13 protein-coding genes are annotated in these 12,883 nt (G+C 69.1%); 10 read left to right on the top strand and 3 right to left on the bottom strand.

Annotated elements, in window-relative coordinates; translation table 11 throughout:
* Positions 1-21: 21 nt before the first annotated feature.
* Positions 22-486 carry an SRPBCC family protein gene (locus tag YU1_RS0109815; RefSeq protein WP_029003915.1) on the bottom strand — a complete coding sequence of 155 codons (465 nt, stop codon included), beginning with the start codon at positions 484-486 and terminating at the stop codon, positions 22-24.
* Between the two features lie 218 nt (positions 487-704).
* Here YU1_RS0109815 and YU1_RS0109810 point away from each other — a divergent pair, with 218 nt between their 5' ends.
* The 8 genes from YU1_RS0109810 (at position 705) to YU1_RS31910 (ending at position 8,873) form a co-directional block, all read left to right on the top strand.
* Positions 705-1,622 (top strand): branched-chain amino acid ABC transporter permease, encoded by a 918-nt coding sequence (locus tag YU1_RS0109810; RefSeq protein ID WP_029003914.1) that lies wholly within the window; start codon positions 705-707, stop codon positions 1,620-1,622.
* A complete protein-coding gene (gene livM / locus YU1_RS0109805; RefSeq protein ID WP_051356699.1) occupies positions 1,622-3,064 on the top strand; it encodes a high-affinity branched-chain amino acid ABC transporter permease LivM in 1,443 nt (480 codons plus the stop codon). Before YU1_RS0109810 ends, livM begins: the two co-directional genes overlap by 1 nt.
* Complete coding sequence (locus YU1_RS0109800) at positions 3,061-3,972, top strand: ABC transporter ATP-binding protein (RefSeq protein ID WP_029003912.1); 912 nt, start codon at positions 3,061-3,063, stop codon at positions 3,970-3,972. The genes livM and YU1_RS0109800 overlap by 4 nt, the downstream gene beginning before the upstream one ends.
* Positions 3,969-4,688 (top strand): ABC transporter ATP-binding protein, encoded by a 720-nt coding sequence (locus YU1_RS0109795; RefSeq protein ID WP_029003911.1) that lies wholly within the window; start codon positions 3,969-3,971, stop codon positions 4,686-4,688. Before YU1_RS0109800 ends, YU1_RS0109795 begins: the two co-directional genes overlap by 4 nt.
* A gap of 1 nt (position 4,689) precedes the next feature.
* Positions 4,690-5,130, top strand: a complete 441-nt coding sequence (locus YU1_RS0109790) for a DUF6867 family protein (RefSeq protein ID WP_029003910.1) — start codon at positions 4,690-4,692, stop codon at positions 5,128-5,130.
* Between the two features lie 236 nt (positions 5,131-5,366).
* A complete protein-coding gene (locus YU1_RS0109785) occupies positions 5,367-6,467 on the top strand; it encodes a branched-chain amino acid ABC transporter substrate-binding protein (protein WP_029003909.1) in 1,101 nt (366 codons plus the stop codon).
* A gap of 145 nt (positions 6,468-6,612) precedes the next feature.
* Complete coding sequence (locus tag YU1_RS0109780) at positions 6,613-7,719, top strand: branched-chain amino acid ABC transporter substrate-binding protein (protein ID WP_029003908.1); 1,107 nt, start codon at positions 6,613-6,615, stop codon at positions 7,717-7,719.
* 137 nt (positions 7,720-7,856) lie between these two features.
* A complete protein-coding gene (locus YU1_RS31910; protein WP_051356698.1) occupies positions 7,857-8,873 on the top strand; it encodes a glycosyl transferase family 90 in 1,017 nt (338 codons plus the stop codon).
* Positions 8,874-8,888: 15 nt separating this feature from the next.
* Here the strand turns inward: YU1_RS31910 and YU1_RS0109770 are convergent, their stop codons facing one another.
* The gene (locus YU1_RS0109770; RefSeq protein WP_029003907.1) at positions 8,889-9,620 is read right to left on the bottom strand and encodes a cytochrome c biogenesis CcdA family protein; all 732 of its coding nucleotides are present in this window, start codon (positions 9,618-9,620) and stop codon (positions 8,889-8,891) included.
* 242 nt (positions 9,621-9,862) lie between these two features.
* Between YU1_RS0109770 and YU1_RS0109765 the strand changes: the two genes are divergently transcribed.
* Positions 9,863-10,870 carry a P1 family peptidase gene (locus YU1_RS0109765; RefSeq protein WP_029003906.1) on the top strand — a complete coding sequence of 336 codons (1,008 nt, stop codon included), beginning with the start codon at positions 9,863-9,865 and terminating at the stop codon, positions 10,868-10,870.
* 73 nt (positions 10,871-10,943) lie between these two features.
* The gene (locus tag YU1_RS0109760; protein WP_029003905.1) at positions 10,944-11,453 is read left to right on the top strand and encodes a DUF2569 family protein; all 510 of its coding nucleotides are present in this window, start codon (positions 10,944-10,946) and stop codon (positions 11,451-11,453) included.
* A gap of 48 nt (positions 11,454-11,501) precedes the next feature.
* Here YU1_RS0109760 and YU1_RS0109755 read toward each other — a convergent pair whose 3' ends face one another.
* Positions 11,502-12,761 carry an NAD(P)/FAD-dependent oxidoreductase gene (locus YU1_RS0109755; protein WP_035714798.1) on the bottom strand — a complete coding sequence of 420 codons (1,260 nt, stop codon included), beginning with the start codon at positions 12,759-12,761 and terminating at the stop codon, positions 11,502-11,504.
* Positions 12,762-12,883 lie beyond the last annotated feature (122 nt).

Raw genomic sequence — 12,883 nt, 5'->3', positions numbered from 1 at the left:
ACGCACGAGAACAGAGGGAGATCATGCTCCCTCGGACGTCTCCTGCGCGACCGCTTCGGCGAAATTCCTGAAGAACTCGTCGGCGATTTTTTTCGCTGTCCCTGCCACGAGGCGCTGACCAAGCTGGGCAAGCTTGCCGCCGATCTGCGCCTCGGCCGTGTAGGCCAAGGTGGTGCCGGTTTCGCTCGGGGTCAACTGGACAAATGCCCCACCCTTGGCGAATCCGGCGATGCCGCCGTCGCCTTCCCCAGAGATACGGTAGCTCTCGGGCGCGTTGAACTCGCTCAAGGTGACAGTGCCGCGGAACTTCGCCTTCACCGGCCCGACCTTGGCCACCACCACCGCCTTCAGCTCGGTGTCGGAGGCTTTTTCAAGCTCCTCGCAGCCCGGGATGCAGCGCTTCAGGACCTCCGCGTCGTTCAGCGCCGCCCAGGCTTTCTCGCGCGTCACGGGCAGTTCGTAGCTGCCCGACATTTCCAGCGCCATGTTGTCCTCCCACGCGACTCCTGCGCCAGATGTTGCGTCAGGCGCGCTTTGAGGAAAAGCTGTCTGGTCCGGAAAACGCGGGGGGAGGCGCTGTCCACACGCCAAAAGGCGCATTTGTCTCCCCGCAAGACCCACGCTATGAGTCGCATTGATCCGTAGTGCCCACACATGAGGCACGGCTAAACAATAGGCGGATCCAAACGAGGGGCATCGGACGCATGGACGTCTTTCTCCAGCAATTGATCAACGGGCTGACGCTCGGATCCATCTATGGGCTCATCGCCATCGGCTACACCATGGTGTTCGGCATCATCGGCATGGTGAACTTCGCCCATGGCGACGTGTTCATGGTCAGCGCCTTCATCGGCCTCATCGCCTTCCTGCTGCTGACCACCGTGATCGGCCTCTCGTCCATCTTCCTCGTGCTCGCCATCGTCCTCGTGGTGGCGATGATCTTCACCGGGCTTTTGTCCTGGACCATCGAGCGCGTCGCCTACCGCCCCCTGCGCGGCTCGTTCCGCCTCGCGCCGATGATCTCGGCCATCGGCATGTCCATCCTGCTGGCCAATTTCGTCCAGGTGGCCCAGGGCCCGCGCAACAAGCCGCTGCCGCCCATGCTCACCGACGTCATCGTGCTGATGGACAACAACGGCTACCAGGTGACGCTGGCCTACAAGCAGATCGTCATCATGGGCGTCACCGTGGCGCTGCTGGCCGGCTTCTGGTACCTGGTGCAGAAGACCCCGCTCGGCCGCGCCCAGCGCGCCTGCGAGCAGGACCGCAAGATGGCCGCGCTGCTGGGCGTGGACGTCGACCGCACCATCTCGCTGACCTTCATCATCGGCGCCATGCTGGCCGCGGTCGCGGGCGTCATGTACCTGATGTATTATGGCGTGGTGAACTTCAACGACGGCTTCGTGCCGGGCGTGAAGGCCTTCACCGCCGCGGTGCTGGGCGGCATCGGCTCGCTGCCGGGCGCGGTGCTGGGCGGGCTGCTCATCGGCCTGATCGAGACCTTCTGGTCCGCCTACTTCTCCATTGAATACAAGGACGTGGCGGCCTTCTCCATCCTCGCCATCACGCTCGTCTTCATGCCCCAGGGCCTGCTCGGCCGGCCGGAAGTGGAGAAGGTCTGATGGCCAAGGCCCTGACCGGGGACGGGAGCGCGCCCGCGCGTCCCGCCCCGCTCGCCGTCGCGCTGAAGGACGCGGTGGTGAGCGGCGTCATCACCTGGCTCCTGCTCCTGCCGCTGGTCGGCTTCCGCGCCACCGAGAGCGGCAGCGGCCCGCTCACCCTCACCACCCGCTTCGGCCTCGTCACCGTGTTCGCGGTGGTGGTGGCGGTGCTGCGCCTCGTCATGCACCTCACCGTGTGGCGTCCGGGCCGGGAGAAACGCGTCGCCGCCACGCCCTCCGCCCTGGCGGGGCTGGGCGCGCGCATCTCGCCGCTCGCCAAGCCCGCCTTCTTCACCCTCGCCCTCCTCTATCCGCTGCTGGCGGTGGTGCTGTCCGGCGGCCTCACGCCCAGCCGCTACTGGATCGACCTCGGCATCTACATCGGCTCCTATGTGATGCTGGGCTGGGGCCTCAACATCGTGGTCGGCCTCGCCGGGCTGCTGGACCTCGGCTACGTGGCCTTCTACGCCGTCGGCGCCTACGCCTTCGCGCTGCTGTCCACCAGCGTGCCGATCAACGACTTCATGGCCGGGCACCTGGGCGAAGGCTTCTGGGCGGCGTGGTCGTTCTGGGTCTGCCTGCCGGTCTGCGGCCTGCTGGCGGCGCTGTGGGGGGTCATCCTCGGCTTCCCGGTGCTGCGCCTGCGCGGCGACTATCTGGCCATCGTCACCCTGGCGTTCGGCGAGATCATCCGCCTCGTGCTGATCAACTGGACCGATTTCACCAATGGCGGCGCGGGCATCGCCTCCATCCCGCCCATCTCCTTCTTCGGCATGCCGTTCTCCGCCGGGGACGACGGCTTCGCGGCGCACTTCGGGCTCACCTTCGATCCCATGCACCGCATCATCTTCCTCTATTTCGTCATCCTCGCGCTCGCCGCCCTCACCGCCTTGGTCACGCTCCGGCTGCGGCGCATGCCGGTGGGCCGGGCGTGGGAAGCCCTGCGCGAGGACGAGATCGCCTGCCGCTCGCTCGGCATCAACACCACGCTCACCAAGCTCACCGCCTTCGCCACCGGCGCCATGTTCGGCGGCTTCGCCGGCGCTTTCTTCGCGGTGCGGGTGCGCTTCGTGTCGCCGGAAAGCTTCACCTTCATCGAATCGGCCATGATCCTGGCCATCGTGGTGCTGGGCGGCATGGGCTCGCAGATCGGCGTCGCCGCCGCCGCCGTGCTGATGATCGGCGGCATGGAGATGCTGCGGAACCTCTCCTTCCTGAAAAGCGACTGGCTGCTGGGGCCGGACTTCGACCCCACGCTCTACCGCATGCTCATCTTCGGCTTCGCCATGGTGGCGGTGATGGTGTGGCGCCCGCGCGGCCTGGTCTCGGGGCGGCTCGCCACCATCTTCCTGAAGGAGCGCAAGACGGTGTCCGGCGACCTCGTGAAGGAGGGCCACGGATGAGACGTTGGGAAACCGATCCCATCCTGGCCGTCGACCATCTCACCATGCGGTTCGGCGGCCTGATCGCGGTGAACGACGTGTCCTTCAGCGTGGGGCGCGGCGATGTCACCGCCCTCATCGGCCCCAACGGCGCCGGTAAGACCACGGCGTTCAACTGCATCACCGGCTTCTACAAGCCGACGTTGGGGCGCCTCGCGCTGTCTCACGACGCCCCGGCCAGCCCGGAGGAGGTGCAGGCGCTCACCGCCAACGGCCAGGCGCACGCGGCCACCACCGGCGGCGCCCTTTACCTGCTGGAGCGCCTGCCCGACCACAAGGTGGCCTCGCGAGCCCGCGTCGCCCGCACCTTCCAGAACATCCGCCTGTTCTCCGGCATGACGGTGCTGGAGAACCTGATGGTGGCGCAGCACACCCGCCTCACCCGCTCCGGCCTGCTGTCGCCCAGCGCGCTCATCAACCTGCCCTCCTGGCGGCGCCAGGAAAAGGAAGGGCTGGACCGCGCCCTGCACTGGCTGGAGAAGGTGGACCTGGTCAGCCGCGCCGACGACCCCGCCGGCGACCTGCCCTATGGCGACCAGCGCCGGCTGGAGATCGCCCGCGCCATGTGCGCCGACCCGGTGCTGCTGTGCCTCGACGAGCCCGCCGCCGGCCTCAACCCGCGGGAATCGGCGGCGCTCAACGCGCTGCTCCTGTCCATCCGCGCCGATTACGGCACCTCGGTGCTGCTGATCGAGCATGACATGTCGGTGGTGATGGAAATCTCGGACCATGTGATCGTGCTGGAGTACGGCTGCAAGATTTCCGACGGCACCCCGGCGGAAGTGCGCTCGGACCCCGCCGTGATCGCCGCTTACCTCGGCGTCGACGAAGAGGCGGTGGAAGCGGTCGAAGCGGAGGTCGGCCTATGACGGCGCTGCTCTCCGTGAAGGGCGTGAAGACTTATTACGGCAACATCGTCGCCCTGAAGGGCGTGGACGTGGAGGTCAACGAGGGCGAGATCGTCACGCTGATCGGTGCCAATGGCGCCGGCAAGTCTACGCTGATGATGACCATCTGCGGCGCGCCGCGGGCGCGGGAGGGCTCCATCAGCTTCGCCGGGCGGGACATCACCGGCCTGCCGACGCACGAGATCATGCGCCTCAAGATCGCCCAGTCGCCCGAGGGGCGGCGGATCTTCGGCCGCATGAGCGTCTATGAGAACCTCCAGATGGGCGCCGCCGTCGCCGGCAACACCCATTTCCAGGACGACCTGGAGCGCATGTTCGACCTGTTCCCTCGCCTCAAGGAACGCCTGCACCAGCGCGGCGGCACCCTGTCCGGGGGCGAGCAGCAGATGCTGGCCATCGCCCGCGCGCTGATGACCCGCCCGCGCCTGCTGCTGCTGGACGAGCCCTCGCTTGGTCTCGCTCCGCTGGTGGTGAAACAGATCTTCGACGCCATCCGCGACCTCAACCGCAGCGAGGGGCTTACCGTGTTCCTGGTGGAGCAGAACGCCTATCATGCCCTGCGCCTCGCCCACCGCGCCTATGTGCTGGTGAACGGCCTCGTGACCATGAGCGGCACCGGCAAGGAATTGCTGGAGCGGCCGGAAGTGAAAGCCGCCTATCTGGAAGGGGGACACTGACATGGTCGCGCCCCTGCCCGAACCCGGCCGCCCCGCCTCCCCCACGGTGCTCTTCCCCACCCTGGCGCTGGTGGCGGTGCTGGCGCTCTACATCGTCCGCCCGCGCTCGGTGGTGGAGGTCTCCCTCGGCGACTTCCTGCTCGTCACCGTGGCGCTCGGCGGCGGCGCGGCCTGGATGTCCGGCCGCGCCGTGGCGAAAGGCTGGAACCCGTTCTTCCAGGTCTTCCTCTATGCGGTGCTGGTCACCTGCGCCGTGCGCTTCTGCCACTTCGCCTTGTTCCATGGCACGCTGTTCGCGGTGGACCATTTCCTGCTGGAGCTGGTCATCCTGTTCTCCATCGCCACGCTGGGCTTCCGTGCGGTGCGCAAGCAGCAGATGACCCAGCGCTACGGCTGGCTCTACGAGAGCGCCGGCCCGCTCGCCTGGCGGCGACGCTCCTGAAGGCGCCGCAAACCGGAGAGGGAGTGACCGCTCCGGTTGATCTCGACCCGAGCGGCCCCCGCTCTGGTGTGGGCAATCCTGCCGCAGGGGACCATGCGCCATCGACAGGCGCCGGTTTTGCGGCAGAATGGCCGGCATCCACGTCCCCGAAGTCAGGCTGACCCAGTCGCACCATCTGCCCATTGCAGCCGGACCCATGGCCCCGCCGTGGCGCCGGAAATCCAGAGGAGATACGGATGAGGAAACTTCTAATTGCCAGCCTTGCGCTCGGCGCCGGCCTCGCCTTCGCGGCGCAGGCTCAGGCCCAGGTCAAGATGGCGGTCGCCGCGCCCATGACCGGCCCCAACGCCGCCTTCGGCGCCCAGCTCAAGAACGGCTTCGACCAGGCGGTGGCGGACATCAATGCGTCCGGCGGCATCCTCGGCCAGAAGATCCAGCCGTTCAGCGGCGACGACGCCTCGACCCCGGCCCAGGGCACCTCGGTGGCCAACAAGCTGATTTCGGACGGCGTGAAATACGTGGTCGGCCACTTCAACTCGGGCGTCTCGATCCCGGCCTCCACGAACTATGAGGAAGGCGGCATCCTCGAGATCACGCCCGCCTCCACCAACCCGACCTTCACCGAGCGCAAGCTGTGGAACGTGTTCCGCACCTGCGGTCGCGACGACCAGCAGGGCGCGGTGGCCGGCGAGTACATCCTCAAGAACCTCAAGGACAAGAAGATCGCCATCGTCCACGACAAGACCCCCTACGGGAAGGGCCTTGCCGACGAGACCCAGAAGGCCATCAACAAGGGTGGCGTGAAGGAAGTGGTCTATGAGGGCATCACGCCCGGCGAGAAGGACTATTCCGCCCTCGTCTCCAAGCTGAAGGCGGCCAACGTCGACATCCTCTACTACGGCGGCCTGCATCCGGAAGCCGGCCTGCTGGTGCGCCAGATGCGCGACCAGGGCATGAAGACCGTGCTGTTCTCCGGCGACGGCATCACCGACAAGGAATACTGGACCATCGCCGGCCCCGGCGCCGCGGGCACGCTGATGACCTTCGGCCCCGATCCGCGCAAGAGCCCCGCCGCCAAGGAAGTGGTGGACCGCTTCAAGGCCAAGGGCATCGATCCGGAAGGCTACGTGCTCTATTCCTACGCCGCCGTGCAGGTCATCAAGCAGGCGGCCGAGGCGGCCAAGTCGCTCGACCCCAAGAAGGTCGCCGAATACATGCATTCCGGCGCCACCTTCAACACCGTGCTCGGCCCGCTCTCCTATGACAAGAAGGGCGACCTGACCAAGCTCGACTATGTGGTCTACGTCTGGAAGGACGGCGGCTACTCGGAACTGTGACCGGCGCACCGACGCCGCACCGCTGACAGCAAAAGGAAACGCCCGCGCTTCGCGGGCGTTTCTGTTCGGGAGGGACACCAAGAAGAGGCGCGTCGCAACCGAACCCGGCCTCCACCGCGGTTCGGGCAAACCAGAGGAGATACGGATGAGAAAGCTTCTACTTGCCGGTCTTGCCTTCGGTGCCGGCCTCGCCGTCGCAGCCCAGAGTCCGGTCCAGGCGCAGGTGAAGATGGGCGTCGCCGGCCCCATGACCGGCCCCAACGCCGCCTTCGGCGCCCAGCTCAAGAACGGCGTCGACCAGGCGGTGGCGGACGTCAACGCTGCCGGCGGCATTCTCGGCCAGCAGATCCAGCTGCTCACGGGCGATGATGCCTCGACCCCGGCCCAGGGCACCTCGGTCGCCAACAAGTTTGTCTCGGACGGCGTGAAATACGTGGTCGGCCACTTCAACTCGGGCGTCTCGATCCCGACCTCCGTCAATTATGAGGAAGGCGGCATCCTGCAGATCAGCCCCGCCTCCACCAACCCGACCTTCACCGAGCGCAAGCTGTGGAATGTGTTCCGCACCTGCGGCCGCGACGACCAGCAGGGCGCCGTGGCCGGCGCGTACATCCTCAAGAACCTCAAGGACAAGAAGATCGCCGTCGTCCACGACAAGACCCCCTACGGGAAGGGCCTTGCCGACGAAACCCAGAAGGCGATCAACAAGGGTGGCGTCAAGGAAGTGCTCTACGAGGGCATCACGCCCGGCGAGAAGGACTATTCCGCCCTCGTCTCCAAGCTGAAGGCGGCCAACATCGACGTCCTCTATTATGGCGGCCTCCATCCGGAGGCCGGCCTGCTGGTGCGCCAGATGCGCGACCAGGGCATGAGCACCGTCCTGTTCTCCGGCGATGGCATCACCGACAAGGAATACTGGACCGTCGCCGGTCCCGGCGCCGCCGGCACGCTGATGACCTTCGGCCCCGATCCGCGCAAGAGCCCGGCGGCCAAGGAGATCGTCGACAAGTTCAAGGCCAAGGGCATCGATCCGGAAGGCTACGTGCTGTATTCCTACGCCGCCGTGCAGGTCATCAAGCAGGCGGCGGAGGCGGCCAAGTCGCTCGATCCCAAGAAGGTCGCAGAATACATGCATTCCGGCGCCACCTTCAACACCGTGCTCGGCCCGCTCGCCTTCGACCAGAAAGGCGACCTGACCAAGCTCGACTATGTGGTCTACGTCTGGAAGGACGGCGGCTACTCGGAATTGTGACCGGCGCACCGACGCCGCTCCGCCGCCGGCAAGGAGCCGCCCGCCCCCAGGCGCAGGCGGCTCCCCACGCGCGGCAGCGGCGCCGGCTTAAAAATCCCTACCGAAAAGAGCCACGATCGCTCTATAAGCCGCACCCGATGGCAGCGTTATCCGACCTTCTCTTCCGTGCCGCGCCCGGCTGGGCGATCCGGCTCGCGGTGGGCGCCCGGTTCAGCACCGTGGTGCCCGCGGGCCGGCGGGTGCGCGTGCTCGCGGGCGATCCCCAGGATGCCCGCCTCACCTTCGAGAATGACGGCCGCTGGTTCACCGCCACGGCGGGCGGCGCGCTGCTGACCCGCGAAGGCATCAACAGCCTCTGGAAGCGCGGCGCGGTGATGGCCTATTTCGCCTCCCGCTCGGCCGCCGACGCGGTGGAGGCGAGCCTTGCCGACCATTCCTCCCAGCCCGGCGTGCTGACCTTCTGCTCCAACCACCCCGATGCGGTGCTCATTCCCGACCGGGCCTTCATGACGCCGCGCGTCTACGCCCCCTACCGGGAGGTGGCGCAGAGCGTGCCGTGGGACGCGCGCGAGGATGTGGTGCGCTGGCGCGGCGCGCCCTCCGGCCAGGGCGAGATCACCCACGCCTGGATGGACCCGGCCAACCCACTGCTGCGGCAGCGGGTGCGCATGTGCCTCGCGCTCAAGGACATGCCGGGCGTGGACGTGGCCTTCGCCGGCCGGGCGGACCTTGCGCCTTACGGCATCAGCCGCGAACGCATCGGGCCGCTGGAATGGGCCAAGGTGCGCTTCGCCGTGGACGTGGACGGCTTCTCCGCCGCTTGGATGAACTTCTATTCGCGGCTGCTGCTGGGCTGCTGCGTCATCAAGATCACCTCGCCCTACGGCTTCCGGCAGTGGTTCTATGACGCGCTGGTGCCGTGGATCCATTATGTGCCGGTCAAAGCCGACCTGTCCGACCTGCCCGAGAAGATCGCCTGGTGCCGGGCCAATACCGATGCCTGCCGGCAGATCGCCGAGGAGGGCCAGCGCTTCGCCCTCGCCCGCACCCCGGAGACCGAGACGCCGCTGACGCTGGCGCGCATCGACGCCGCGCTCGGCGCCCGCAGCGCCGCCAGCGCGCCGAACCCGCAGCTGCGCGGATACAAGTCCTGAGCCGCGCCGCCCACCTCAACCCAGCGAACTGAGGCCGGGGAAGGTCTCCAGCAGCCAGTAGCTCACATTGGCGATGCCCCCCGACAGGAAGCCGATGCCGGTGAGCACCAGAACGGCGCCCAGCACCTTCTCCACTATCGGCAGCATGCGACGCATGTGGGCGAGGCTCTTCAGGAACGGCCGCACCGCCAGCGCCGCCGCCAGGAACGGGACGCCGAGCCCGGCGGAATAGACCGCCAGCAGGCTGGCGCCGCGCGCCACCGTGGCTTCCGAGCCCGCCACCGCGAGGATGGCGCCGAGCACCGGCCCGAGGCACGGCGTCCAGCCGAAGGCGAAGGCGAGGCCCATGACGAAGGCGCCCCACAGCCCCGTGGGCTCGGCCACATGCGGCCGGGCGGTGCGCGACAGCAGCGCGATCTTGAACACACCGAGAAAGTTGAGGCCCATCAGGATGATGGCGAAGCCGGCGATGACCGACAGCGTCTCCAGATGGGCGCGCAGCACATTGCCGATGGCGGATGCCCCGGCGCCCAGCATCACGAACACCACGGTGAAGCCGGCGACGAACAGCAGCGCGCCGTAGAAGGCCCGGCGCGCCACCTGCCGCAACGGCTCGGCCGTGGTCAGGTCGTCCAGCGTGGCGCCGCCGATGTAGCATAGATAGGGCGGCACCAGCGGCAGGACGCAGGGCGACAGGAAACTGGCGAGGCCGGCGAGAAAGGCGGCGGGAAGGGAAACGTCGGCCATCGGACCCTTGCACTCGATACGTCGGCCTCCGGGAAAGGCGCGGTGCCCGTTTCATGGCCCCAGACGGCGGGGGCGGCAAGCCCCGCAACACCCCCCTCCCCGCGTTGTGAAGCCGCGCCATGCAGCGGCTGGATCGCCGGCCATCACGTCCCCTTGAGCCGTCGGCGCACGCCGGGCCGCAGGCGGCTTCCGCCGCCGGCCGTCCGGCTTTAGAGCTAGGGGCTCCACCGGCGAGGCTCCCCATGCGCAATCTCATCACCGATGTTCCCGGCCTCGCCGTCGGCCATGCCACCGATCTGGTACTCGGTTCCGGCGTCACCGCCGTGCTGTGCGACCCGCCCGCCGTGGCGGCGGTGGACGTGCGCGGCGGCAGTCCCGGCACACGGGAGACCGACCTGCTGGACCCCGCCGCCACGGTGGCGCACGTGGATGCCATCGTGCTGTCCGGCGGCTCGGCCTTCGGGCTCGACGCCGCCTCCGGCGTCATGGGCTGGCTCGCCGCCCACGGGCGCGGCCACCCGGTGCGCGACGTGCGGGTGCCCATCGTGCCCGCCGCCATCCTGTTCGACCTGCTGAACGGCGGCGACAAGGCCTGGGGCGAGGAGCCGCCCTATCGCGCGCTCGGCCGCGCGGCGGCGGAGGCGGCCGGGCCGGAGTTCGCGCTCGGCAGCGTCGGTGCCGGCACCGGGGCCACCACCGCCCGCGTCAAGGGCGGGCTGGGCTCGGCCTCGGCCATGTCGCCCTCCGGCCATGTGGTGGGGGCGCTGGTGGCGGTGAACGCGCTCGGCTGCCCGCTGATGGGCAATGGCCCGCACTTTCGCGCCGCCCCGTTCGAGCGCGACGGCGAGTTCGGCGGCCTCGGCCTGCCGTCGCCGCTGCCGGCGGACGGCGCCGCCATCCACCTGAAGGGCGCGACACCGATGACCGCCACCACCCTCGCCGTGGTGGCGACCGACGCCGTGTTCTCGGGTGCGCAGGCCCGCCACTTCGCGGTGATGGCGCAGGACGGGCTGGCGCTCTCGCTGTTTCCCGTCCACACCCCACTGGACGGCGACTGCGTCTTCGCGCTCGCCACCGGCACGGCCCAGATGGCCGACCCGGTGGGCGATCTCCTGGCCATCGGCGCCACGGGGGCGGCGGTGCTGGCCCGCGCGGTGGCGCGCGCCGTCCATGAGGCCACAACGCTGCCCCATCCCGGCGCCCAGCGCGCCTGGCGCGACCAGTTCCCGGCCGCCGCCGCGGGACGATGATGGCCCCGGCGGCTTTTGTGTTAGAGCACGCAGCAACGCGCGTCGCCCGAGCGCGATCCCCGAGGAGTTGCCCATGTCCGCCGTGCCGCCCATCCCCAAACGCCGCCGCCGCTTCGGTGAAGCCGGGGCCCTCGGCGGCGTGCTGGCGATCATCTTCTGGTGCGCGTGCGGCATCGTCGCCGTGCCGCTGGCGGGGCTGTTCACGCTGATTTCGGCGCTGGGCACCCAAGGCGCCTTCTCGGCCATCGCGGATTCGGTGACGGGAAATTCCGTCTCCACCCAGATGCTGCGCTTCGGGCTGGTGCCGCAGGCCATCCTGTTCCTGTGGGCGGTCAGCTTCGTCGCCCTCACCGTCCTGCGCTCGCGCCATGCGCTGAGCGTCGCGCCGCTGCTGATGATCGTGTGGGTGGCGGTGAGCGCCTTCTGCCAGTTCTCCATCCGCGCGCTCATCACTCCCGATGGCGCGACCATCATGGATTTCGCCGCCCTCATGCCGGGCCTGCTGGCGCAGGGGGTGGGGGTCGCGGCCTTCGTCGGCTACTTCAAGGACGGCCGGCGGCCGCGCGAGCTCTACACCCGCTGAACGCGGCGCGCGCTCCGACCAGATGGATTCAATCTGATCGGAGCGCGCTCAGGCCCCTTTCGCGAACCGCGTGGGGGCGAATGGCGCGGGGTCGATGCAGGGCGTGGCGCCGGTGACGAGGTCGGCCAGCAGCCGGCCGGACACCGGCCCCAGCGTCAGCCCCCAATGGCTGTGCCCGAAGTCCAGGAACAGGCCCGGCTGCCCCGGCGCCGGGCCGATCACCGGCTTGGAATCGGCGAAGGCCGGGCGGAAGCCCAGCCACGGCTCCGCCTCCCGCACCGCGCCCACCGGCAGCAGCTTGCGCACGTTGGCGATGACCCGGCGCACCTGGATGTCGGTGGGGGGATCGTCCCGCCGGGCGAACTCCACCCCGGTGGTGGCGCGGATGCCGCCCTTAGTCCATTGCAGCGCGAAGCCCCCGGCCCGATCGGTCACGCCGCGGTTGAGCACCACGCCGGGCTGGGCGGCGAAATGCACGTGGTAGCCGCGCTTCACCGCCATCGGCAGCGGCGCCGGCAGAGCCAGCGGCTTCAGCAGATCGAGGCTCCAGGGGCCGAGCGCCACCACCGCCACGTCCGCATCCACCGGCCCCTCGGCGGTCTCCACCCGCCAGCGCGCGCCGGAGCGGCGCAGGCTGCGGGCATCGCCGCGCAGGGACAGGCCGCCCTGCTGCTCGAACAGCGCCGCATAGGCCTTCACGAGCCCACCGGGATCGCTGACATTGTCGCAATCGTGCCAATGCACGGCGGCGGTGAAGCCGGGCTTCAGCGCCGGCTCCAGCACCCGCACGCCGGCGGCGTCGAGCACCGTGTAGGCGACGCCCAGTTCGTCCGCCAAGGCGCGCTCGACGGCTGTGGCGGCCAGATCCGCCTCCCGGTGGTAGAGCTTCAGGTAGCCGGTGGCCGACAGCAGGCCCATGGCCCGCGCGGGCTTCGCCAGAGCATGATGTTCGGCCCGCGCCAGCGCCAGGATCGGACGCAGTTCGCGCCCGATCACCGCCTGGGCGGCGGGGGCGGAGGCGCGGAAATAGGCCGTCAACCATGAGGCGTAGCCGGGCAGCGCGGCGAGACGGTAGTTGCTCTGCGGCGAGAGCTTCAGCGCATGGCGCAGCAGCGTGAGCGGATCGCGCGGCAGGGACACCGGCAGCAGCGCGCTGCCCTCGATCACCCCGGCATTGCCGAACGAGGTGGCCTCGCCCGGCGCCTGCCGGTCCACCAACGCCACCGACAGGCCGCGCGCCTTGAGATGCAGCGCGGCGCTGACCCCGACGATCCCCGCCCCCAGCACGATCGCATCCGTGCGCGCCATCATGTCCCTCCGGTCCGGACCGGGCGCAGCGCCCGCGCGGTCCCTCGTCCGCACGGCACACCCGCCCCGCAGTGCGATAGACCGCCTTCCGGCCGTCCTGGCAAGTCGGGTCCTGGCAAGCC

This window comes from Azorhizobium doebereinerae UFLA1-100, assembly GCF_000473085.1.
Taxonomy (GTDB): domain Bacteria; phylum Pseudomonadota; class Alphaproteobacteria; order Rhizobiales; family Xanthobacteraceae; genus Azorhizobium; species Azorhizobium doebereinerae.
The sequence above is the reverse complement of the archived record's forward strand: the minus strand, read 5'-3'. Positions and strand labels throughout refer to the sequence as shown.

Coding starts and splice junctions, on each gene's coding strand:
- YU1_RS0109815 (WP_029003915.1), bottom strand. CDS start 486: ATGGCGCTGGAAATGTCGGGCAGCTACGAACTGCCCGTGACGCGCGAG.
- YU1_RS0109810 (WP_029003914.1), top strand. CDS start 705: ATGGACGTCTTTCTCCAGCAATTGATCAACGGGCTGACGCTCGGATCC.
- livM (WP_051356699.1), top strand. CDS start 1,622: ATGGCCAAGGCCCTGACCGGGGACGGGAGCGCGCCCGCGCGTCCCGCC.
- YU1_RS0109800 (WP_029003912.1), top strand. CDS start 3,061: ATGAGACGTTGGGAAACCGATCCCATCCTGGCCGTCGACCATCTCACC.
- YU1_RS0109795 (WP_029003911.1), top strand. CDS start 3,969: ATGACGGCGCTGCTCTCCGTGAAGGGCGTGAAGACTTATTACGGCAAC.
- YU1_RS0109790 (WP_029003910.1), top strand. CDS start 4,690: ATGGTCGCGCCCCTGCCCGAACCCGGCCGCCCCGCCTCCCCCACGGTG.
- YU1_RS0109785 (WP_029003909.1), top strand. CDS start 5,367: ATGAGGAAACTTCTAATTGCCAGCCTTGCGCTCGGCGCCGGCCTCGCC.
- YU1_RS0109780 (WP_029003908.1), top strand. CDS start 6,613: ATGAGAAAGCTTCTACTTGCCGGTCTTGCCTTCGGTGCCGGCCTCGCC.
- YU1_RS31910 (WP_051356698.1), top strand. CDS start 7,857: ATGGCAGCGTTATCCGACCTTCTCTTCCGTGCCGCGCCCGGCTGGGCG.
- YU1_RS0109770 (WP_029003907.1), bottom strand. CDS start 9,620: ATGGCCGACGTTTCCCTTCCCGCCGCCTTTCTCGCCGGCCTCGCCAGT.
- YU1_RS0109765 (WP_029003906.1), top strand. CDS start 9,863: ATGCGCAATCTCATCACCGATGTTCCCGGCCTCGCCGTCGGCCATGCC.
- YU1_RS0109760 (WP_029003905.1), top strand. CDS start 10,944: ATGTCCGCCGTGCCGCCCATCCCCAAACGCCGCCGCCGCTTCGGTGAA.
- YU1_RS0109755 (WP_035714798.1), bottom strand. CDS start 12,761: ATGGCGCGCACGGATGCGATCGTGCTGGGGGCGGGGATCGTCGGGGTC.